Below are 22,129 nucleotides of genomic sequence, written 5' to 3' on the forward strand. Positions count from 1 at the left end.
ACGGGAGGCGATGTGACGTTCGACCTGCACGGTCGGGCCGCCGGCGCGACGACGGCCGAACTGCGCACGGCGGCGGCCCTGCGCTGGCAGCGGCCCCTGCTCACCGCGGAACTGGCCGAGCAGGCGTGCGCGCGAGCTGTCGCAGACGGTGACGATCTGCGCTGGCTGCAGGCCGCGGGCTGGCTGCTCGACGGCCACGCGGCCGGTGGGGACGCCCGCGACGTCGCCACTGCCGTCGTCGCCGGGGTGACCGGTCATGCCACCCCGGGTGACAGCACGGTCCCCGTGCCCCTCCGCACGCCCGGTACCGAGATCCTCACCCGCCCCGAGAGCGCCCGTCTGCGGGTGGAGCTGGCCGGGGTCGCCCAGGCCGACGGAGAGCTCGAGGCGGCTCGGGCACTCGTCGTCGGCCTGCCGGACGACGCCCCGGGCGAGGACCCGGGGCTGTTGCGCCTCGACCGACTCGCGGTCGAGGTGCGCTGCGCACTCGCCGGCGCCTCCGCCTCCGAGCTCGAGCGGCTGCGCAGCGACGTCGACGCCTGCGGCTCCGGCTTCGGTGGCGAACCGGCGGCGTACGCGGACCTCGTCGTCGGGTCGGTGCACCGGGCCCGGCGCGAACACGATGCCGCCGTGGACCGCGCGTTGCGCGGCCTGGCCCAGCTCGGATGGACACCGGAACGACCCGGGTCCCGCCCGCTGTCGACCCACCTCGCCGCGGCACTGCTCAGCCAGTGGATCACTGCGCTGCTCGACTCCGGGCACGTCCCGCCCGACGCGGTCGCCGCGGCCGCCGTGCAGCGCGAGGCCGAGGACGCCGGTCGGCAGGGTGTGCTGCTGCGGCTCACACTGGCCCGGGTGCAGGCGGGACGTGCGGACCACGCAGCCCGCGCGCTGGTCGAGGCCGCCGACGGCGCCGAACAGGCGGGTGTCCCCGCGCTGGTCGCGGCCTGCCGAACCGCCCAGTCCGAGCTGCACGAGGGCTCGGGCCGGTACCGCGAGGCCCTGGAGACCATGCGCGCCGCGATGGAGGCCGACCAGGTCGACCGCGACCGCGGGACGCGCTTCCGCGACGCGGTGGCGGCGTTGCTGCCGCTCGCCGCCGTCCGCACCAGCACCACCGAGCGACCCACCCCGTTCCCGCGCACGGGCGGGTCGCCTGCCGTACCCGCCGAACGTCCGGCCGCGACCGGAGGCACCGTTGCCGGTGCTCCGACGGGCGGACCCGGTGCCGGTAACCGGGACAGCGCCGGTCGCAGTACGCCGGAACCAGGGTTCGCCGCGTCCCGCCCCGCCAGCGGGGACCCGTCCTCCGGCGCGGACCAGCGGGACAGAGCCGCCCCGCCCGCCGGGACGCCCGTCGAGGAAGGCGAGGTCGGTGCCGGGACCGACCGACCCGCCGGAACCGGCCACACCGAGCCCGACCACGATCGCCCGACCGACGATCGGCCCGGGGACGACCGGTTCACCGGCACGGAGAGCAGGAACGGTCGCTCGGACGGAGCCGGGGACGACCATCCGACCGGGCCCGGGAACGACGGCGCCACGGGAGCCGGGGCCACGAACGGCCTCCCGGCGAACGGTCTCCCGGCGGCCGGACGCTTCCCGGTGCGCTGGGCGCCGTCCGAGAGCCTGCTCCAGGACCCCGGGACCAGGAACGGCGCCGGAACCGCCGACCCGTCGCCGGACGACCGGACCGTGGGCGGATCCGCCGGGGCGAACCGGAACGGTCGCCGTCCCGGCGAGGCCGCTCTCGCGGCGGATGCGTCGTCGGCGACCGGTACGCCGGGCACGACGGACACCGCCGGTACGCCGGACAGTGCGGACGCCGCAGGGGCGGCCGACCGGGCGTCGGACGACACGACGGATGCCGGCGATCGACGACCCGCGGGCATCGACCCCGCCGACCCGTTGGGCGTCTCCGGGCTCCTCGCGGACGGCCCGGCACCGATGGCACCCCGGGACTCCTCGTGGACCGGCCCGTCGTGGACCCCCGACGCGGCAGGCGGTTCGCCGCTCGCCGACGCCCTCCTTGCCGAGTGGCGGGCCCCCGAGCAGCCCGCGGCCATGCACCGCAACGGGGCCCACGGTCCGGCCGACGCCGTCCCGCGGAACGGAGCTCGGCACGAGGCGGCCCACCGGCCCGGCGACGGCCACGGGGCCGGCCCGGCAGCCGGGCCAGGTCCCGTCGACGGTGACCGGAACGGGGCTCCCACGCCGGAGCCGGCCGTCGCCGCCGAGCGGGCTGCGACTGAGCCGCCCGCCGTCGCCGGGCGTGCTGCGGGCGAGCCGACCGTGGTCGCCGGGCGTGCTGCGGGCGAGCCGAACTCCGCCGAGGCCGACCCGAGGTCCGATCGGGCGAGCGCGCGCGCCGCGGCCCGTGCCGGGGACAGCGGCCCGGCCGCGGCACCGACGGCCCCTGCGGCCCCGACGGGGCCACCCGGTACGGCGGAGCGGTCGATCGTCCTCGACCTCGTCGACGGCGACCTCGAGACCGTCACCGGTACGGCGGCGGTCGGGGCCCTGCACGACGTGGTCACCCGGGCCCGCCGGCTGGTTCCGCCGTCCGGAACCACACGTCGCGACGACGACACGGTGCGGGTCACCCTGCCCGACGTCGACCACGTCACCGTCCTGCTCTGGGCACGGTCGCTCGCGACGCACCTCGGCGGCCGCGTGCGCCGGGGCGGGCTGCCGGCGGGGACGTCCCTGCGGATGCAGGCCGTCGGACCGCACGGTGTCGAGGGCGACGAGATCATCACCGAGCTGACCGGGCCGGACACGCCGGCGCCCCTCCCCGAGGCCCCCTCGGCCCGGGCCGGCGGGCACCCCGGCGCCGCGCAGACCGGGGACGCGGGATCGGGTGCCGGCGGGCCGGCGGCCGCCCCGGAGCCGGTCGCGGGGCCGGCGCTGGCGACGCCGCTGGACCTGTCCGGCGAACGAGCGGCCCGAGGTGGGCGGCGACGGGCCGCCGGCGACGGGACGGCGTCGTTGAGCGCCGTCGGTCTCACCGTCCGGCCCGGGAGCGGTGGGCGGCGGCGCTCCGACGGAGCCCTCCGGGACCCGGCGGCCCGCGACCGGACCGTCCGGCACCGGGCCGCCCACGACTCCGGTGCCCGCGATCGTGACCCCGGACACCCCGCCGCGCCACACCCCGCCGCGCCATACCCCTCCGCGCCACCCCCTCCGCCCGCGACGAGGCCCGCGACGAGGTGGGCAGCGACCCTGCCGGGCCGGCGAGGGACGAGCGGTCGCGGGTGTGGGGCGGTTCCGCCCCGGCGGACCCCCCGCCGGTGCCGGACCCGCTGGACACCCGGTTCGCGCTGCCCCCGGAACCGGACCGGCGCCTCGCCGAGGCGGTCCGGGCCCACCTCGACCTCCCCGGGCCGGATGGCGCCGCCTCCCGCTTCGACGGCCCGGCCCGGGAACGTTCCGGGCTGCCGGTGCGGTGGTCCGGGGTCGACGACGGAGCGGGGGAGTCAGCGCTGCCGCGTCGTCGTGGGCGGGACGCCACCCCACCGGCCGATGACGGAGACGGCGGGGCCGCCGGTCTGTTCGACGGGGGCGGGACCACGTCCGCAGGCGGCCACCGTGCGTCCGGCGATCCCGACGGCAGCGGCGTGGGCGTGGGGACCTGGACGGTGCGTACCGCGACCGGACCGACCGTGGTGCGGGGTGCGGCGGCCGTCGTCGCCCCGGCGACCGGTGACGCTGCCGCGGGCGGTGACGCTGCCGTGAGCGGTGACGCCGCTGCGGGCGGTGACGCTGCCGTGACCGGTGACGCTGCCGTGACCGGTGACGCTGCCGTGGTCGGTGACGCCGCCGTGATCGGTGACGCCGCCGCGGGCGGCGACGACGAACCGTCGACCGGCGCCGTCCCCACACCGACGACGGGCCTACGACCCGGCGGGAACCGACCGGACGCAGGCGGGCGGGCGCCGGACGCCGGCACCGCGACCCGACGGGCTCGCTCCCGCCGAGCGGTCCCCGCGGACGGACCGGTGCCGTCGGACACCGCGACACGGGAGGACGGCCCGGCCACGAGGGACGAGCCGCCGACCTCCCCGCGTGACGACGCCCCGGCCGCGACGCGGGACGGCGCGTCACCGGTGACGCCCGGACGGCAGGACAGCGCCGCCGACGCCCCGGGGACGACGTCGTCACCGGGCGACGGCACACCGGGCGCCCCGGCCACGCCGGCCCCGTCCGACCCCGCAGGCATCCCCGAGGACATGGGCCTCGCCGATCTCCTCGCCGGGGCCCTCGCGGCCTACCGCGAGATCTGACCGGCCGCCGGGAACCGCTCGCCCGGTCAGCGCCGACGCGGCCGTCCCGGTCCGCCGATGGTGTCGGTACCGCGGGATAGGGTGACGGCCGTCAACACACGCACGGGGCCGGAGTGGATCGTGAGCAGCGGGACGACGGGGCAGACCGGGAACACCACGAGCACCGACGGGCCGGGCGGTGATCCCCGCCCCGGGAGCGGTGCCGCCGCGGAGCTCGTCCGTCTCTACGCCCGGCACACCCCGGAGACCGACGCGACCGGCGGCGCGGAGCTGCCCGGGCCGGCGACCGTCGTCGACACCCATCTCGCGCTCGGCGCGCACCGCGAACCCGGCCGGGCCGCCGTCCGGGTGGCCGCCGCCGGGGGAGACGCGGTGACGGTCGACATCGTCACCGACGACATGCCCTACATCGTCGAGTCGGCGCTCGCCGGGATCGGCCGGGCCGGCGGTACCGCGCGGCGCGTCGTCCACCCGATCCTGGTCGTGCGCCGCGCCGCCGACGGCACGCTGACCGGCGTCGACACCGCCGCCGACCCGACCGACCCCACCGAGGGGGCCTCGGTCGAGTCGTGGATGCACGTCGACGTCGTGTCGTCCGGGGACCTCGACCCCGACGCGCTGCACGCCGAGCTGGAACACACGCTCTCCGCGGTCCGGCAGGTCGTCGACGACACCGCTGCGATGACCCTGCGCGCCCGCGCCCTCGCCGACGACCTCTCCGGGACCGGTGCCGCCACGGCCGCCGACACCGACGAGGACGACGTGCACCCGGCCGAGGTCGCGGACCTGCTGCGCTGGCTCGTCGACGACCACTTCGTGTTCGTCGGCTACCGCCACTACTCCCGGCGCACCGACGACGGGGGTGACCCGGACGGGCGCCTGCGGCCCGACACCGACACCGGTCTCGGCGTGCTGCGCCCCGGCGACGCCGGCGCGAACGTCTTCCTCCCCGAGGAGACCGGTGCCGCCGACCCCGCGGGCCTGCTCCTGTTCACCCGGGCCAGCGAGCGCAGCCGGGTGCTGCGTGCGGTGCACCCGTACTACGTGGGGGTCCGCACCCGCGACGCCGACGGGACCGTCACCGGCGAGCACCGCTTCCTCGGGATGCTGACCGTCCCGGCCCGGCACGAGTCGGTCCTGGACATCCCGGTCGTCGCCCGCCGCATCCGCGGCGCCATCCGGCGCGCGGGCTTCCCGGCCGACTCCTACTCCGGGCAGCAGATGCTCGAGGTGTTCTCCCAGCTGCCGCGCGCGGAGCTGTTCACCTCGTCGCAGGATCGGCTGCACGACACCGCCGTCGGTGTGCTGGAGGCGGGCGCCCGCCGCGCGGTGCGGCTGTTCGTCCACCCCGACCCGTACCGCCGCTTCCTGTCCTGCCTGGTCTACCTGCCGCGCGACCGCTACACGACCGCGACCCGACTGAAGATCACCGACATCCTGCGCACCCGGCTCGGCGGCACCGACGTCAGCTACACCGCGCAGGTCGGGGACGTCGAGCTGGCGCTGCTGCACCTGACGATCACCACCGATCCCGGCGCCGAGCCGGTCACGGTGGACCTGGCCGAGCTGCAGGACCACGTCGCCCAGGCGACCCGCACGTGGGACGACCTGCTCGTCGCCGCGCTCGGCGACGCCGGGCCCGCCGCCCGCCCGATGCTGGCCGGGGTCCCCGAGTCCTACAAGGCGACGGTGACCCCGCTGCGCGCCGTCGAGGACCTGCGGCGGCTGATGACGCTGGGGGAGAAGGGCGAGGACGCGTTCGACCTGCGGCTCTACCGCAGCATCGAGGGCGACATCCGGTTCGCGCTCTACGTCGGCGACGACCCGGTCACCCTCACCGGCGTACTGCCGCTGCTGCAGCAGCTCGACGTCGAGGTCGTCGACGAGCGGCCCTACGAGTTCCGCCGCCCCGACGGCCGTCGCTGCTGGCTCTACGACTTCGGGCTCCGGCCCCCGCAGCCCGCCGGAGCCCCCGCGGTCCCGACGGTCACCGTCGAGGACGCCGGGCGACGGTTCGAGGAGGCGTTCGCCGCGGCCTGGCGGGGCGACGCCGAGTCCGACCGGTTCTCCGCGCTCGTCCTGCGCGCCGGTCTGCACTGGCGCGAGGCCGCCGTCCTGCGGGCCTACAGCCGCTACACCCGCCAGCTCGGCGGGCTGTTCACCCTGCAGTACACGGCCGGCGTCCTGGTCGCCCACCCGCAGGTCGCGCAGGGTCTGATCGCCCTGTTCCGCGCCCGGTTCGACCCGGCCACGGCCGACGCCGACGAGCGCGATGCCGCCCACCAGCGGGCACTGGGGAACGTCACCACCCTGATCGACCAGGTCTCCGGCCTCGACGCCGACCGCATCCTGCGTGGCCTGCTGGCCGTCATCGAGGCGACGCTGCGGACCAACTGGTTCCGGGGCCGCCCGTTCTTCTCCTTCAAGCTGGACCCGGCCGCCGTACCGGACATGCCGCTGCCCCGCCCGCGGTTCGAGATCTTCGTGTACTCGCCCGCGGTGGAGGGCGTGCACCTGCGGTTCGGCCCGGTCGCCCGCGGCGGTCTGCGCTTCTCCGACCGCCAGCAGGACTACCGCACCGAGGTGCTCGGCCTGGTGAAGGCCCAGGCGGTGAAGAACGCCGTCATCGTCCCGGTCGGGGCGAAGGGCGGGTTCGTCGTGCGCAGGCCCGGGCCGGCGCCCGAGCACGTCCGCGACTGCTACCGGACCTTCATCTCCGGGCTGCTCGACATCACCGACAACCTGCTGACCCACGCCGACGGCGCCACCGAGACGCTGCCGCCCACCGACGTGGTGCGTCACGACGGCGACGACTCCTACCTCGTCGTCGCCGCGGACAAGGGCACCGCCACGTTCTCCGACCTGGCCAACTCCGTCGCCGAGTCCTACGGCTTCTGGCTGGGCGACGCGTTCGCCTCCGGCGGCTCGGTCGGCTACGACCACAAGGCCATGGGCATCACCGCCCGCGGCGCGTGGGAGTCGGTCAAGCGGCACTTCCGCGAGCTGGGCGTCGACACCCAGCGCGAGGAGTTCACCGTCGTCGGCGTCGGCGACATGTCCGGCGACGTGTTCGGCAACGGGATGCTGCTGTCGGAGCACATCCGGCTGGTCGCCGCGTTCGACCACCGGCACGTGTTCGTCGACCCGACCCCGGACGCCGCGACCTCCTATGCCGAGCGTCGCAGGCTCTTCGAGCTGCCGCGCAGCTCGTGGGCCGACTACGACACCTCCCTGATCAGCGCGGGTGGCGGGGTGTGGCCGCGGACGGCGAAGAAGGTGCCGGTCGGGCCGGAGATCCGGGCCGCGCTCGGGCTGGCCGACACGGTCACCGCGATGTCCCCGCCCGAGCTGATCCACGCGATCCTGCTCGCCCCCGCAGACCTGCTGTGGAACGGCGGCATCGGCACCTACGTCAAGGCGTCCGGTGAGACCGACGGCGAGGTGGGGGACAAGGCCAACGACGCCATCCGGGTCGACGGTCGCGCCCTGCGGGTGCGCGTCGTCGGCGAGGGCGGCAACCTCGGGCTCACCCAGCGCGGGCGGATCGAGTTCGCCCGCCACGGCGGCCCGGACGGTGCCGGCGGCCGGGTCAACACCGACGCCATCGACAACTCCGCGGGCGTCGACTGCTCCGACCACGAGGTCAACATCAAGATCCTGCTGGACCGCCCGGTCGCGGACGGCTCCCTGGACCGCAACGCCCGCAACGAGCTGCTCGCGTCGATGACCGACGAGGTGTCCGCCCTCGTGCTCGCCGACAACGTCGCGCAGAACCAGGTGCTCGGCGTCGCGCGCGCCCACGCCCCGGGCATGGTCGGTGTGCACGCCCGGATGGTCACCGACCTCGCCGGGCGCACCGGGCTCGACCGCACGCTGGAGGTCCTGCCCGACGAGGCGGGGTTCGCGCGCCTGGCCGCCGACGGTCTCGGTCTCACCGGCCCCGAGCTGGCGACGCTGCTCGCCCACACCAAGCTCGACCTCACCCACCGGCTGCTGCAGACCGACCTGCCCGACCTGCCGGCGTTCGCGCCGACTCTGCCCGGCTACTTCCCGCACCCGCTGCGGGAGCGCTTCGACCACGCCGTGCGCAACCACCCGCTGCGTCGCGAGATCATCGGTACGTCGCTGGTCAACGACATGGTCGACGGTGCCGGGATCAGCTACGCGTTCCGGCTGGGCGAGGAGATCTCCGCGGGCCCCGACGACGTGCTGCGCGCCTACACCGTCACCACCCGCGTGTTCGGGCTGCCCGCGCTGTGGGAGGCCGTCCGCCGGGCCGAGGTCGGAGTCCCGATCGCCGACGCGGTGGTGCTGGAGTCGCGGCGGCTGCTCGACCGGGTGTCGCGCTGGTTCCTGACCAACCGGCCGCAGCCGCTCGCCGTCGGCGCGGAGGTCAACCGGTTCGCCGGCCCCATCGCGGAGCTGCGGGCGCGGCTGCCCGAGCTGCTGCAGGGCCGCGAGCTCGACGCGGTTCAGGAACGTGCCGCGGAGCTGCGCGCCTGCGGGGTGCCCGAGGAGATGGTGGAGTCGGCCGCGCTGTCGCTCTACGCCTACGGGCTGCTCGACGTCGTCGAGCTGGTGGAGCTGTCCGACCGCGAGGCCGAACCACGGCCCGGCGCCGAGGTGGCCCGCCTGTACTACGCGCTGTCCGAGCACCTCGGCGTCGACCAGGCGCTGACCGCGGTGTCCCGGCTCGACCGCGGGGACCGCTGGCACGCGCTGGCGCGACTCGCGCTGCGTGACGACCTCTACGGGTCGCTGCGCTCGATCACCCTCGACGCGCTGCGCGAGACCCCGCCCGGCACGGGTGTCGACGACGCGATCGCCGCCTGGGAGCAGGCGAACTCCTCGAAGCTCGCGCGCGCCCGCAGCGCGCTGGAGGAGATCGGGGCGTCGGCGTCGCTGGACCTCGCGACCCTGTCGGTGATCTCGCGTCAGCTGCGCGGACTGGCCCGGTAGGAGCTCCCCGTGACCGCCTTCGTCGCCGAGGTCCCGCTGCGCTGGACCGACCAGGACGCCTACCGCCACGTCAACCACGCCCGGATCGTCACGCTCGTCGAGGAGGCCCGCGTCGCGCTGGCCTTCACCGCCGCCGGGCGGGAGGGGCTCGCCGGGTTCTCCTCCGGGCTGCTCGTCGCCGGGCTGCACGTGGAGTACAAGCGGCAGCTGCCGTGGCGGCCCGAGCCGCTGCGGTGCGCGATCACCGTGCGGGAGCTGCGGGCCGCGTCGTTCGTCCTCGACTACGCCCTGCACGACGGACCCGGCGCGGGCGACCCGGTCGCGGTCACCGCCTGGACCCGGATGGCCCTCTACGACCTCGAGGCGGACCGGGTCCGCCGGCTCACCGTCGACGAGCGGAACTTCCTCGAGCGCCACCTGGGAGACGTGTCGTGACCCTGCGACTGGCGGACGCGACCGAGCGCGACGACCTCGGCGCGTTCACCGCGCGCGTCGCCCGGCTCGACCAGAGCGCCGCGATCCGGCTCACAGCCGGTTCCGGCCGGGTCACCGCGTGGGCCCGCACCCCGTTCGACGTGCTCGTGACCCGGTCGGTGGCGGGGGAGCTCGACCCGGCGCTGCCGGTCACGGCGCAGGCGTCGACGCTGCTGACGGCGCTGGCCGTCGACCGTTCCGCCGCGGTCGACCCCGGCCCGCCCGCGCCGTGGCTCGACGAGCTCCCGCCCGACGACGGCTGGTCCCGGGTCGACGACGTCCCCGCCGCGGAGCTCGACGAGCTCGCCGACCGGGGGCTGGCACTGGCCCGGGAGCACGCGGGCCCGATGGGGCCGCCCGCGTCGCTGCTGGACCAGACGGTGCTGACGGTGTCCCCGCCGGACGCGGGCCGCCCGGTCACCGTGCCGATGCGGGTGCTGTTCGCGATGTCGGGGATGGGTTTCCTCGGCTCGGCGCCGCAGGAGACCGACGGGCCGCGGGTACGGGTGTCCGCGTCGGGGTCGTGGATGCGGCTCGACGCCCGGTACGGGGCGGTGGTGAAGCGGCGCGTGGTGTCGCTTCCGCTGTCGGTCGCGCGCTGACGGGCCGGGCCCGCAGCCGGGGGCCGGCCCGGGCTCAGGTCAGGTTCAGCACGCTGACCGCGCCGTCGCCGGTGACCCAGCCGGTGCGGCCGTCGGGGGCGACCGCGACGGCGGTCGGGTTCGGGGCGACGTCGGTGGTCCCGGTGACCTGCCAGGACCCGGTGTCGACCGTGACGAGAGCCTGCCGGGTCGCGACGTAGAGGTGGCGGCCGTCGGGGGCGAAGGCCATGCCGGTGGCGCCGCCGTCGACCTGCACGGTCGCGATCTCGCGGCCGTCGGCGGGGTCCAGGACGGTCACGGTGCCGGACTCCGGGCCGCCGACCGCGACCACGGTCCGCGGGACCGACGTGGGGCTGACGGCCAGGGACTCCGCACCGCCACGCACCGGGAAGCTGCCGAGCACGGTGAGGCTGTCCGGGTCGAGGACGGTGAGCTGGTCGGCGCCGCGGGTGGCGAGGTAGACGCGGTCTCCCGCGTCGTTCGTGGCGCTCGCGTACGGGTCGCGGGACACCGGCACGGTCCGGGTGACGGTGCCCGCGTTCGGGTCGAGCTCCTGCACGGTGGCGTCCGCGCGGGACGGCACGTAGAGGAACCGGCCGTCGGGGGACACCGCGGCCGCGGCCGGGTCCCCGCCGACGGCAGCGGTCGAGACGACGGTCCGCCCCGGCACGTCGACGACGGCGATCTGCCCGCCGCCCTGACCGGCGGTGCTGACGTAGGCGCGGGTGCCGTCCGGGGAGGTCACCACCCCCTGCGGGGCGGCCGGGAGCTCGATCTCCCCGGTAACGGCGTCGGACGCGGTGTCGACGACCGCGAGCCGGTCCGCGTCACGGACCGCGACGAGGGCCGTCGAGCCGTCCGGGGCGGCCGCGACGGCGACCGGGGCGCCGCCGAGGGGCACGGTCGCCCGCACCGTCGGCTGTGCCAGGCTCGCCCCGGACGCGACCGCTTCCGGACGCGGCCCCGTGCCCGGACCGGCCGAGACGGCGGGCCGGGTCGCGTTCGCGCCCGGGTCGGACTGGCTGGGCGACAGCATCGCCCACAGCGTCAGCGCGCCGAGCAGCACGATCGCCAGCGCGATCGCGAGCCCGGCCGCGGACGGGCTGCGACGGCCGTTGCGCGGCTTCGCCGACATGATCGCCTCGCGGCGCGGGGTGACCGGCGGCTTCTCGCCGGTCACCGCGGCGTGGGCGGCGGCCTCCGCGGCCGCGGGCTGGACCGCGGTGCCCGGACCGGTGTCGCTGACCGTGCCGTCCCGGCCGGACGCGGCGCGGGCGGCGGCCACCGAGACGGCCCCGACCGAGGCCGCGGCGGCCGCGTTGCGGCTGGTCGTCGAGGCGTCCGACCGGTCCGGGTCCGAGAGGCCGGTCGTGTCGTCCGCCGCCGGGGCGTCCGGGTGTCCGGTGACCGGGGTGAGGCCCTGCAGCGTGGGCTGCTCGCCGTCGGTCCCGACGGGCCGCAGGACGACGGTGGTCTCGTTCTCGGACGGGGCGTCCGGTCGCGGTGCGGGCCGCCCGCCCGGTCCTCCGGGGCCCGGGCGGTCCGGGGCGGGGGCCCAGGAACGGGCACCGGGGGCGCCGTTCGACGGGTGGGCGCCGGTACCGGGCCCGTCCGGGCGGCCACCGGTCCCCGGGGCGCCGGGCCGGTCGGTCGGAGACGAACCGAAGCCCTGCCCGCCGGGGCGGTCGACGGGGTACGCCCCCGTGCCCGGACCACCGGAGCGGTCGGTCGGGAACGCGCCGGTGCCCGGTCCCGTGGGCCGGTCGGTGGGGAGTGAGCCGGTGCCCGGTCCGCCGGGCCGGTCGGTGGGGTACGCCCCGGTGCCCGGTCCGCCGCGCCGCTCGTCCGGGCCCGCGCCGGGGGCGGGGAACGCCCCGGTCCGCGCCGGTCCGGAGAACGCAGCGGCTGCGTGGCCCGGGGCCGACCCGGAGCGCGACGGCGTGTCGCCGTACGACCCCGGCGTCGGGAACGCGCCGTTGCGGGACGGTGCGGCGTCGTCCGTGGGCGGGCGGCCGGTGTCCCACGCCGGGGCGTCCCGGTCCCACGCGGACGGCCCGCCGACGGAGGAACCCGGACCGCCGTCCGGGCCCCAGGCGGTGCCCCGGGGGGCATCGCCGTCCCGCGAGGAGTCGTCCCGGGCGGAGCCCTCACCGGTGGTGTCGTCACGGTGGACGTCGTCGGAGGAGGGCCCGTCGGTGTCGGGCGCGGAGGCCGCGGTGTCGGCGCGGGAGCGCCACGGGTCGTCGGCGCGGCCCGGGAGCCGGCCGAAGCCGCTGCCCGAGTCGCCGCCGGCGGTGGCGAACAGGTCGTTGCCCGACAGCCCGGCCATCGCCGGACCGGACGGTGCCCCACCCATGGCCGGACGGGGCACCGGACGCTGCTCCGGGCCCGCGGGCGCGGGAGGTCTGCGACCGGGCATCGTCGGACGGTTCCCGGACGGCGGGGTCGAGGGCCGCGCGGGCGGCTGCTCGGTCCGGTCGTCGGAGGAGTCCGCGCTCGGGTAGTGCCCGATCAGTGCGCCGGGCGGCAGGATGTCGGTCTCCGGGCCGTCGGCGCCGCTGCGCGCCGGGCGGGGCGGCCACCGCTTGGTGGTGTGCTGTCCCGCGGCGTCGCGGTCCCCGTCGCCGGAGCCGCCGGACTCCGTGGTGTCCCCGGCCGAGGGCGACGGGGCGGTGTCCTGGTCCGGGGTGGAGCCGGCGGTGGGGCGGGTGCCGTCGCCGAGCGGCCGCGGGGTGGGCGCGATCGGCGGGACGACGGTCGGTGCGGGTGCGGTCACCGGGACACCGTCCGGCCCGGGACCGGCATCGGTGCGACGACCGCCCTCCGCGGGGGTGGCGGCGGGGTCGGGCCGGTTCGCACCGGGCCCGGGGCCGGGACGTCCCGTCTGCGTGGGGTCCGGCCCGGGCGCCGACGGGACGGTGCCCGCCGCGTCCGACCCGGGAGCCGACGGGGAGACGTCCGACGAGCCGGACCGGGGAGTCGCCGGAACGGCGTCCGCCGGGCCGGGACGGGGTGCCGCCGGGCCGCCGTCCGTCGGGTCCGGCCGCGGTGACGCCGGCGTGGCGTCGGCCGGGCCGGGCGTCGGCGCGGCCGGGATGCCGCCGGTCGCGGGCGGTGTCCCGCCCGGTGTGCCCGGCGCGAACGACGGCGGCGGCGCGAAGCGGTCCGCCGGGGTGTGCAGGGGGTCGAGACCGTCGTCGCCGGGTTCGTCGGGCAGCGGCCCGACGCCCAGCGGGTCGTCGCCGAGGTCGCCGAGATCGGCGTAGTCACCCGCATCCGACGGCGGTTCGGGGGCAGCGGACCGCGGTCCCGGGGTGGGACGTGGGGCGGGCGCGGGATCCCGTTCGCGGGACACCAGTTCGGTGAACCCGGTCGGGGTCGGCTCGCGCCGGGCGCCGTCGTCCTCGGACGTGGCCTCCGGCTCCGGGGGCTCGCCCGAGCCGGACCGCATGACCAGGTCGACCAGGGAGCCGGGGACCACCGGCACGCGGCCGGTCCGGATCGCCTCGCCGAGCCCGTCGGGGTTCGGTTCGGGGTCCGGCGGGCCGTCGGCACGCCGGGGGGAGCGGTCGTCGGGGCCCGGGTGACCGGGCGCCGACGTCATGCGTTCTGCGGCGGTCGGGTGCACATAACGATTCGATTATCGCGAGCGTCGCCCCGGGCCCGGACCCCGGGTGGCCCCCCGGCCCGTCCTGGTCGTCCCACCTGCGACGTCCGTCCTGGTCCGGGGCTGGTCACGCCCCGTTCCGAGATCACCGAACGGGAGGACCCCGATCGAGGTGAGCGAGATCGGCGGGATGCGGCCGACGGTGGTGCTGTCGGGGTCCTCCTCGGCCGGGCGGTGCCCGGGACCGAGGAGCAGGGAACCGGTGGCGGGCGCGTCCTCGTCCTCGTCGTCGGCGGGATCACCGGCCTCCGAGCCGGCGGCGTCGGCCGATGGCCTGCTGCCGAGCTCCGACACCGAGGCGATCGAACCCTCGTCGGACAACGGCGCCGAGGTCGAGGACGGCAGGGAGACGGGCGGCAGGGAGACGGGCGGCGGGGAGACGGGCGCGGGGCCGAACAGGGCGTCGTCGAGGGCGGCCGAGACCGGCTCACGGTCCAGCTCCTCGGCGAGGGTGCGCTGCACCCTTGTCAGCTCGTCCCGGACGTCGTCGCGCAGCGCGGCGAGCCGCTCGACGTCGCGCACGACCGCCGACCGTCGCTCCCCGGCGCCCTGCTCGGCGTCGCGCAGCAGCGCGGCGGCCTCGGCGCGCGCGGTGGACAGCGTCTGCTCGGCGTCGGAGCGGGCGTCGGCGAGGATCCGCTCGGCCTCGGTGCGGACGCCGGACAGCCGGTCGGACACGGTGCGCTCCCGCTCGGCGAGGTCGCGCTCGCGGCGGTCGGCGTCGTGCTCACGGTCGTCGAGGGTGCTGCTGCGGGAGGCGAACTCGCGGTCCAGGGTGGCGGCGCGGCCGAGCAGCGCCTCCTCGGTGCGGGAGCGACGGTCCTCGGCCTCGCGGCGAGCGCGTTCCACGATCTCCGCGGCCTCGTCGGCCGCACGATCGCGCAGCTCGGCCGCCTCCTGCTCGGCGGCCTGGAGGACGCGTTCGACGCGGCGGCCGAAGCCGGCCTCCTCGGCGCGGCGCTCCTCACCGGCCCGGGCGGCGGAGTCGTTCTCCAGCTGCTCCTGCAGTCGCCGGACCTGCGCGCGGGCCGCGGACAGCGACTGCTCGGCCGCGTCCGCGCGGCGGATCTCGTCGTGGATGCGGTGGTCGAGCTCGGCCAGCCGGGTGTCGACCTCGCCGCGGTCGTAGCCGCGCAGCACGACGGTGAACCAGGAGCCGTCCTCGCCGTCGTGGCGGTCGGGGTGGGCCCCGGAGTCACCGCCGCGGTGCGTGTGCCGCGACGACCCGTCGACCGGCTCGTGCCGATGCGGACCGGACAGCGAGGGAGAGACGCTCACGATGAACCCCCAAGACGGGTGACTACGAGCCGCCCGACGTGCCGGGGCGGCGTCCCGTCCAACGAGACCGGACGCATTCGGTCACGTTCAGCGCTGGATCAACCCGGAAAGCGCCCGAATGCCACTCGAATGGCCGCCGGACGGGCGGGCCAACGATCACAGTGTGTGGTAATGCCCCTACTCGGGTCAGAACTCCGAGTTCTGCATGCTCGCCGCGGCGTACTGCAGGTAGTTCCACAGCTGCTCGCGGTGCTCCGGAGAGAGGTTCTCCTCGTCGACGGCGATCCGCATGCAGCGCAGCCAGGCGTCGCGCTCGATCGGGCCGATCGTGAACGGCACGTGCCGCATCCTCAGCCGGGGGTGGCCGCGCTGGTCGGAGTAGGTGCGCGGACCTCCCCAGTACTGCTCCAGGAACATCCGCAGGCGGTCCTCGGCCGGGCCGAGATCCTCCTCCGGGTACAGCGGCCGCAACACCTCGTCCCGGGCCACCTCCTCGTAGAACCGGTGGACGATCCGGTGGAAGACCGGGGCGCCACCCACCTCGGCGTAGAAGTTCTGCGGTGCACTCACGCCGACCAGTCTCCCAGGAGTCGTCAGTTCTGCTTCTGCGCCTGGCCGTCGAAGGCCGCGCCGGGGTAGACCATCGGCCGCGGGATGCCGTGGTCGTCGAACGCGTCGGTGATCGCGCCGTTGAGCGCGCGCTGCACCGCCCACTGCCGGCCGGGGCTGACCCGCACGGTGATCCGCAGCGTGACGCCCTCCGGGCCGATCTTGTCGACGCCGAGCACCTCGGGGGCCTCCAGCACGTCACCGGCGATGTCGTCCTGGGAGGCGCGCTCGGTGGCGGTGCTCCCGGCCAGCTCGGTGGCCTCCTCGACGTCGGCGTGGTGGGCGATCGGCAGGTCGACCACCGCGACCGCGTAGCCCTGGCTCATGTTGCCCACGCGCAGGATCTCGCCGTTGCGGACGTACCAGACGGTGCCCTTGATGTCGCGGATCGTGGTGATCCGCAGGCCGACCGCCTCGACGGTGCCGACGGCCTCCCCGACGTCGACGACGTCGCCGACGCCGTACTGGTCCTCCAGCAGCATGAACATGCCGGACAGGAAGTCGCGCACCAGGTTCTGCGCACCGAAACCGATGGCGAGCCCGATCACCCCGGCACCGGCCAGCAACGGGCCCAGCGGGTAGCCGAGCTCGTTCATCACCATCATCACCGCGACGAGCAGCACGACCGCCGAGACGATCGAGCGCAGCACCGAGCCGATCGTGCGTGCCCGCTGCGCCCGTCGCTGCGTACCCGGGTCCGCCGCCGGCGCGACGGCGGCGCCGCCACCCGGACGCAGCCGGCGGGCCCGGCCCACCAGCGCGGTGAACCGGCCGTTGGTCGCGCCGTCGACCATCCGCGCGATCGCCCGGTGCGCCAGCCACCGGAACAGCACCGCGACCACGACGATCACGGTGATCGCCACGGTCCTGCTGACCAGGGTGTCCGCGTGCTGGGCCAGGAAGTCGTTACTGGTCCAGCGGTAGAGCGTGGCGCACCACGAACCGGCGTCCTGCACGCAGTCCGGCATCAGCGTCACGTCCTGCAGGGGTACGTCGGGCAGCACGACGGGGGTCACGAGTCCTCCTCGGGGGGCGGTGAGGGCTGCGTCGGAACCCCCGAGGCTACGTCACCCGCCGGTGTGACGACGGTCGCGCACGTGGTCCGGAACCGACCGGTGTCGTTGCAGGTCAAGGGCGGTCTCTGGAGGCCCGGCGACGGTCCGCAACGGCACCACGCCGGCCCAGGCGAGACCGGCGGCGACGTCGGCCTCGTCGTCGGACGGCGGCCCGGAGCGGCTCTTCACGCTGGCCTCGGTCAGGTCGAGCGCGAACACCGCGGTGGCGGCCAGCTCCCGGCGGTCCGGGCGGCGGGCGTGGTCCCATGCGCCCGGGGTGAGGTGCTCGACGATCACCCGCAGCGCGTGCAGACGCTCGTCGTCGCCGGTGACGCGGCGGGCGTCGCCGTGCACGACCGCGCTGCGGTAGTTCATCGAGAAGTGCATGAGCGCGCGGGCGTGCACGATGCCGTCGAGGTGGGTCACGGTCACGCAGCAGGGCAGCGTGTCGCCGGTCAGGTAGCGGGCCCCGGACGAGCCGTGCAGGTAGAGCGTGTCGCCGTCACGGCCGTAGGCGGTCGGGAGGACGACGGGTGCGTCGTCGCGGACGAAGCCCAGGTGGGCGACGAGGCCGTCGTCGAGGACCGCGTGCAGGTCGGACCGGTCGACGGCGGCCCGGTCGCGCTTGCGGCCCAGCGTGCTGCGGGTGGTGGGGGAGAGCGTCACCAGCCGAGGATGGCTCTCGACAGTGGCATCCTGGAACGGCCACTTCCGGTCCCGGACGAAAGGCCACTGTGCAGGATCTCCCGATCGTCCTCGACCGCGCCGCGGCGACCCCGCTGGCGGTCCAGCTCGCCGACGGTCTCCGCGCCGCGGCCGTGGGCGGGGCACTGCGCCCCGGCGACCGGCTGCCGTCGACCCGGGGGCTCGCGACGACGCTGCGGGTGAGCCGGACGGTCACCGCCGCCGCCTACGACCAACTGCTCGCCGAGGGCTGGGTCGCCGGCCGGGTCGGCGCGGGGACGTTCGTGACCGCGGTCCCCGGGCCCGCCCCGGCGGGCCCGGCCGCGCCCGCCGGGCCCCGTCCGCATGCCGAGCCGTCGGTGCTGGACCCGGGGCGGCCGTGTGTCGCCGCGCTGGACCCCGCGATGTGGCGCCGCGCCTGGCGGGCCGCCGCCGATCCGCCCCCGGACGACCGGCCCCGCGCCGACGGGCTGCCCGCGTTCCACGACGCCGTCACCGGCCACCTGCTGCGTCACCGCGGGCTCACCCCGCCCGCGGGCACCGTGCTGGCCACCGCCGGGACCTCCGCCGCCGTCGCCGAGCTGGCCCGGCTGCTGCCTGCGGGGGCCACCGTCGCCGTCGAGGAGCCGGGGTACCCGCGGGCGGTCAGCGCGCTGCGGGCCGCCGGGCTGCGGGTCCTCGGCGTGCCCGTGGACGACGACGGCCTGGTCGTCGACGCCGTCCCCGCCGGCTGCGCGGCCGTCTACACCACGCCCGCGCACCAGTTCCCCACCGCGGTGCGTCTGTCCGCCGCCCGCCGGGTCGCCCTGGTCGGGCGTGCCCGCGCCGAGGACTTCCTGGTCATCGAGGACGACTACGACGGGGAGCTCCGCTACGACGTCGCCCCGCTGCCCCTGCTCGCCGCGCTCGCGCCCGCCCACGTCGTGCACCTGGGCACCGCGAGCAAGATCCTCAGCCCGACGCTGGGGGTCGGCTGGGCGGTCGCGCCGCCCGCCGTCGTCGCCGCGTGGCGGGACCTGCGCGCCCGGACCGGCACCCGGCCGTCGCCCGCGGGGCAGCTGGTCCTCACCGCGCTCGCCACACACGGCGACCTGTCCCGGCACCTGCGACGGCTGCGCCGCGAGCTGCGTGAGCGGCGGGCCCTGGTCCTGGACACCGCCCGCACGGCGGGCTGGGCCGCGCAGGGGGACCCGGCCGGGGCGCACCTCGTGCTGCGCCCTCCCGAGGGGGAGCGGGCCGCGATCGCCGCGGCCGCCCGGCGTGGCGTCGCCGTGCGCGGGCTGGCCGACTACCACCGGGACGGGCCCGGCACGTCCGGCCTGGTCGTCGGGTACGCCGCCGGGACCCGGGCCGAGCTGACCGCCGCGCTGGCGGCGCTGGTGGGGTGAGCGGCCCGCCCGGCCGTGCCGAGGGCCGGGCCGACGCCCGGCTGTGCCGAGGGCCGGGCCGACGCCCGGCTGTGCGACCCGGCGGAGCCGCCGCCTACCCTCGGGCCCCATGAGTGCCGACCGGGTCAAGGTCGCCGTCGTCTTCGGCGGCCGCAGTTCCGAGCACGCGATCTCGTGCGTGTCCGCGGGCAGCGTGCTGACCCACCTCGACCCGGAGCGGTTCGAGGCGGTCCCGGTCGGGATCACCCCGCACGGGGCGTGGGTGGTCGGCCCGTCCGACCCGGTCCGGCTGGCGATCTCGGGTCGCGAGCTGCCCGAGGTCGACGGGACCGCCGAGGCCCTGGTGCTGCCCGGCGAACCGGGTCGCGGCCTGGTCCGCCTCGACGCGCGCGAGGCGCTGACCTCGGTCGACGTGGTCTTCCCGATCCTGCACGGGGCCTTCGGCGAGGACGGCACCATCCAGGGTCTGCTGGAGATGGCCGGGCTGCCCTACGTCGGCGCCGGCGTGCTGGCCTCCGCGGTCGGCATGGACAAGGAGTTCGCGAAGAAGCTGCTGCGCGCCGAGGGCCTGAACGTCGCCGACGGCGTCGTGCTCCGCCCCGGCACCGACATCGGGTTCGCCGACCGCGACCGGCTCGGTCTGCCGCTGTTCGTGAAGCCGGCCCGCGCCGGGTCCTCGATGGGCGTCACCCGGGTCACCGACCCGGCCGCGCTCGACGCCGCCGTCGCCGAGGCCCGCCGGCACGACCCGAAGGTGCTCGTCGAGGCGGCCGTGCCCGGCCGCGAGATCGAGTGCGCGGTGCTGGAGTTCCCCGACGGCAGCGTCCGCGCCAGCCTGCCCGCCGAGCTGCGCTACAACGGCGAGTTCTACGACTTCGAGTCCAAGTACCTCGACACCTCCGAGCTGCAGATCCCCGCCAAGCTCGACGACGAGATCACCGAGTCGCTGCGCTGGAAGGCGATCACCGCGTTCCGTGCGCTCGACGTGCAGGGCCTGGCCCGGGTCGACTTCTTCGTCACCGACGACGGCGACATCACCGTCAACGAGGTCAACACGATGCCCGGGTTCACCCCGAGCTCCGCGTTCCCGAAGATGTGGGCGGTCACCGGGCTCGACTACTCCGAGCTGCTCAGCACCATGGTCGACACCGCGCTGGCCCGCGGGACGGGGCTGCGGTAGCTACCGGACCCGCACCGGCTGCGGCGGGAGGGCGTCGACGACCGCGTCCGACACCGCCTGCAGCGGCCCCGGACCGGTCTCCGCGGGCGCGGACAGCTCCAGGTACACCCCGCGGTCGACGACGGCGTAGGTCGTCGCGAGCGCGCCCTGCGGGGTCGCCAGCGGCAGCCAGCTCACCCCGTTGACGACGATCAGCGGCGAGGTCGGCCCCAGCTCGGCCGGCCGTTCGGTGCCGCAGCGCAGCACCACCGGCTCCGGTTCGGCGACCCACGCCCGCGCGCCGGGGACCGGCGGGTCGATCTCGCGCGGCGCGAGGTCCCCGGTGTCGCCGGGGATGCCGGCCGGCAGCGCGCGCAGCACCGCGTCGCACGACGTCGACGACGCCTGCGGTGCGGCCTGTGCGGGAAGCTCCAGGGGGCCGGTGTCCGGCCCCGTCGTCAGGCGGGCCCAGACCGCGAGCCCCGCCACGACGAGGGCGAGCAGCAGGGGCAGCGCGATCGCCACCACGACCGGTGGTGACATGCGTGCCCCTGCCACGTCCGCGCCCGTCTCAGCTCAGCTTGACCACGGGGCAGGTGAGCGTCCGGGTGATCCCGTTGACGTTCTGCACCCGGGCCACGACCAGCCGGCCGAGCTCGTCGACGTCGTCCGCCTCGGCGCGCACGATCACGTCGTACGGGCCGGTGACGTCCTCGGCCGAGACCACGCCCGGCAGACCCCCGATCTCGGAGGCGACGGAGGCGGCCTTGCCGACCTCGGTCTGGACGAGGATGTATGCCTGCACCACGGCGTGCCCCTTTCCGGTAACTGCCGACCTGCCGGATGGTTGGCGGCAGGAATGTCGGACGCAGAACCTACCGGAGGCCGCCCCCGTGTCCCCATCCGCGATCACGCCCGAGGGCGGTTCCGAGACCGGTGTCTCACTCCGGGAGGTCGGTGAGTTCGCACTGATCGACCGGGTCACCACGGACCGTGTCCAACCGGCTACGACGGAGCTCGGTCCCGGGGACGACTCGGCCGTCGTCACCGCCGCCGACGGGCGGGTCGTCGCCTGCACCGACGTGCTCGTCGAGGGCGTGCACTTCCGGCTCGACTGGTCGAGCCCCGAGCAGGTCGGGCGCAAGGCCGCGGCCGCGAACCTGGCCGACATCGCCGCGATGGGGGCGGTGCCCACGTCGCTGCTGGTGGGGCTGGCGTGCCCCTCGTCGACGCCCGCGGCGCAGCTCGAGCAACTGGCCGACGGGCTGTGGGCCGAGGCCCGCTCGACCGGGGCCGGGCTCGTCGGGGGCGACCTGACCTCGGCGCCGGTGATCGTCGTCTCGGTGACGGCGCTGGGGGACCTGCAGGGCCGGGCCCCGGTGCTGCGCTCCGGGGCCCGGGCGGGGGACCGGATCGCGGTCTGCGGGCGGCTGGGCTGGTCCGCGGCCGGGCTGGCGGTGCTCGGGCGCGGGTTCCGCTCCCCGGCGGCGCTGGTCGACGCGCACCGGGTCCCGGAACCGCCCTACTCCGCCGGCCCGCAGGCCGCCGACGCCGGCGCCACATCCATGATCGACGTCTCGGACGGCCTGCTGGCCGACCTGGCACACGTCGCGCGGGCCTCGGGGGTGGCGCTGCGGCTGCGGTCGCGGCCGTTCACGGTGGCCCCGCGGATGGCGGAGATCGCGTCCGCGCTGGGCCTGGACCCGCTGCGCTGGGTCCTGACCGGTGGTGAGGACCACGCGCTGGCGGCGACCTTCCCCGGGGACGCGCCGCTGCCCGAGGGCTGGACCGAGGTGGGGGCGGTGGAGGCACCGGACGAGGCGGGCGCGGGGGTCACCGTCGACGGCCGTCCCTACGACGGCGACGGCGGCTGGGTCCACTTCGCGAAATACTGATTCCACATCGTGCTTGCGCGGCGCCGGGACGGGTGACATCGTGCCCTCACGATCGGGCGATTCGGGCACGTGTCGC

At 76.6% G+C, this 22,129-nt stretch carries 15 protein-coding genes; 8 read left to right on the forward strand and 7 right to left on the reverse strand.

Annotated features, from left to right (window positions below; translation table 11 throughout):
* The first annotated feature begins 12 nt into the window (after positions 1 to 12).
* From ZF1_RS07575 to ZF1_RS07595, 5 genes are all read left to right on the forward strand, one after another.
* Complete coding sequence (locus ZF1_RS07575) at positions 13 to 3,735, forward strand: hypothetical protein (protein WP_482636855.1); 3,723 nt, start codon at positions 13 to 15, stop codon at positions 3,733 to 3,735.
* A gap of 263 nt (positions 3,736 to 3,998) precedes the next feature.
* A complete protein-coding gene (locus tag ZF1_RS07580) occupies positions 3,999 to 4,283 on the forward strand; it encodes a hypothetical protein (RefSeq protein ID WP_482636856.1) in 285 nt (94 codons plus the stop codon).
* Positions 4,284 to 4,340: 57 nt separating this feature from the next.
* The gene (locus ZF1_RS07585; RefSeq protein ID WP_482636857.1) at positions 4,341 to 9,242 is read left to right on the forward strand and encodes an NAD-glutamate dehydrogenase; all 4,902 of its coding nucleotides are present in this window, start codon (positions 4,341 to 4,343) and stop codon (positions 9,240 to 9,242) included.
* A 9-nt stretch (positions 9,243 to 9,251) separates the two neighbouring features.
* The gene (locus ZF1_RS07590; RefSeq protein ID WP_253068872.1) at positions 9,252 to 9,677 is read left to right on the forward strand and encodes an acyl-CoA thioesterase; all 426 of its coding nucleotides are present in this window, start codon (positions 9,252 to 9,254) and stop codon (positions 9,675 to 9,677) included.
* On the forward strand, positions 9,674 to 10,318 hold the full coding sequence (locus ZF1_RS07595; protein WP_253068871.1) for a DUF8185 domain-containing protein: 645 nt from the start codon (positions 9,674 to 9,676) through the stop codon (positions 10,316 to 10,318). The genes ZF1_RS07590 and ZF1_RS07595 overlap by 4 nt, the downstream gene beginning before the upstream one ends.
* A gap of 34 nt (positions 10,319 to 10,352) precedes the next feature.
* Here ZF1_RS07595 and ZF1_RS07600 read toward each other — a convergent pair whose 3' ends face one another.
* The 5 genes from ZF1_RS07600 to ZF1_RS07620 all read right to left on the reverse strand — a co-directional run bounded on the left by ZF1_RS07600 (position 10,353) and on the right by ZF1_RS07620 (position 17,593).
* Positions 10,353 to 13,922 (reverse strand): hypothetical protein, encoded by a 3,570-nt coding sequence (locus tag ZF1_RS07600; protein WP_482636858.1) that lies wholly within the window; start codon positions 13,920 to 13,922, stop codon positions 10,353 to 10,355.
* Between the two features lie 36 nt (positions 13,923 to 13,958).
* Positions 13,959 to 15,263 (reverse strand): hypothetical protein, encoded by a 1,305-nt coding sequence (locus tag ZF1_RS07605; protein ID WP_482636859.1) that lies wholly within the window; start codon positions 15,261 to 15,263, stop codon positions 13,959 to 13,961.
* Positions 15,264 to 15,449: 186 nt separating this feature from the next.
* On the reverse strand, positions 15,450 to 15,833 hold the full coding sequence (locus ZF1_RS07610; RefSeq protein WP_073578226.1) for a globin: 384 nt from the start codon (positions 15,831 to 15,833) through the stop codon (positions 15,450 to 15,452).
* A gap of 23 nt (positions 15,834 to 15,856) precedes the next feature.
* Entirely contained in the window at positions 15,857 to 16,888 is a 1,032-nt protein-coding gene (locus ZF1_RS07615; protein ID WP_482636860.1) for a mechanosensitive ion channel family protein, read from the reverse strand.
* 51 nt (positions 16,889 to 16,939) lie between these two features.
* Positions 16,940 to 17,593, reverse strand: a complete 654-nt coding sequence (locus ZF1_RS07620) for a pyridoxamine 5'-phosphate oxidase family protein (RefSeq protein ID WP_482636861.1) — start codon at positions 17,591 to 17,593, stop codon at positions 16,940 to 16,942.
* Between the two features lie 68 nt (positions 17,594 to 17,661).
* Here ZF1_RS07620 and pdxR point away from each other — a divergent pair, with 68 nt between their 5' ends.
* On the forward strand, positions 17,662 to 18,999 hold the full coding sequence (gene pdxR, locus ZF1_RS07625) for a MocR-like pyridoxine biosynthesis transcription factor PdxR (protein ID WP_073578225.1): 1,338 nt from the start codon (positions 17,662 to 17,664) through the stop codon (positions 18,997 to 18,999).
* A 109-nt stretch (positions 19,000 to 19,108) separates the two neighbouring features.
* Positions 19,109 to 20,179, forward strand: a complete 1,071-nt coding sequence (locus ZF1_RS07630) for a D-alanine--D-alanine ligase family protein (protein ID WP_073578224.1) — start codon at positions 19,109 to 19,111, stop codon at positions 20,177 to 20,179.
* Here the strand turns inward: ZF1_RS07630 and ZF1_RS07635 are convergent, their stop codons facing one another.
* Complete coding sequence (locus tag ZF1_RS07635) at positions 20,180 to 20,701, reverse strand: DUF3515 domain-containing protein (protein ID WP_073578223.1); 522 nt, start codon at positions 20,699 to 20,701, stop codon at positions 20,180 to 20,182.
* 28 nt (positions 20,702 to 20,729) lie between these two features.
* Positions 20,730 to 20,966, reverse strand: a complete 237-nt coding sequence (locus ZF1_RS07640; RefSeq protein ID WP_020627802.1) for an Lrp/AsnC family transcriptional regulator — start codon at positions 20,964 to 20,966, stop codon at positions 20,730 to 20,732.
* 100 nt (positions 20,967 to 21,066) lie between these two features.
* Here ZF1_RS07640 and ZF1_RS07645 point away from each other — a divergent pair, with 100 nt between their 5' ends.
* Positions 21,067 to 22,053 (forward strand): thiamine-phosphate kinase, encoded by a 987-nt coding sequence (locus tag ZF1_RS07645; RefSeq protein WP_253067698.1) that lies wholly within the window; start codon positions 21,067 to 21,069, stop codon positions 22,051 to 22,053.
* Positions 22,054 to 22,129 lie beyond the last annotated feature (76 nt).

It is taken from the genome of Pseudonocardia sp. ZF1 (assembly GCF_056835605.1).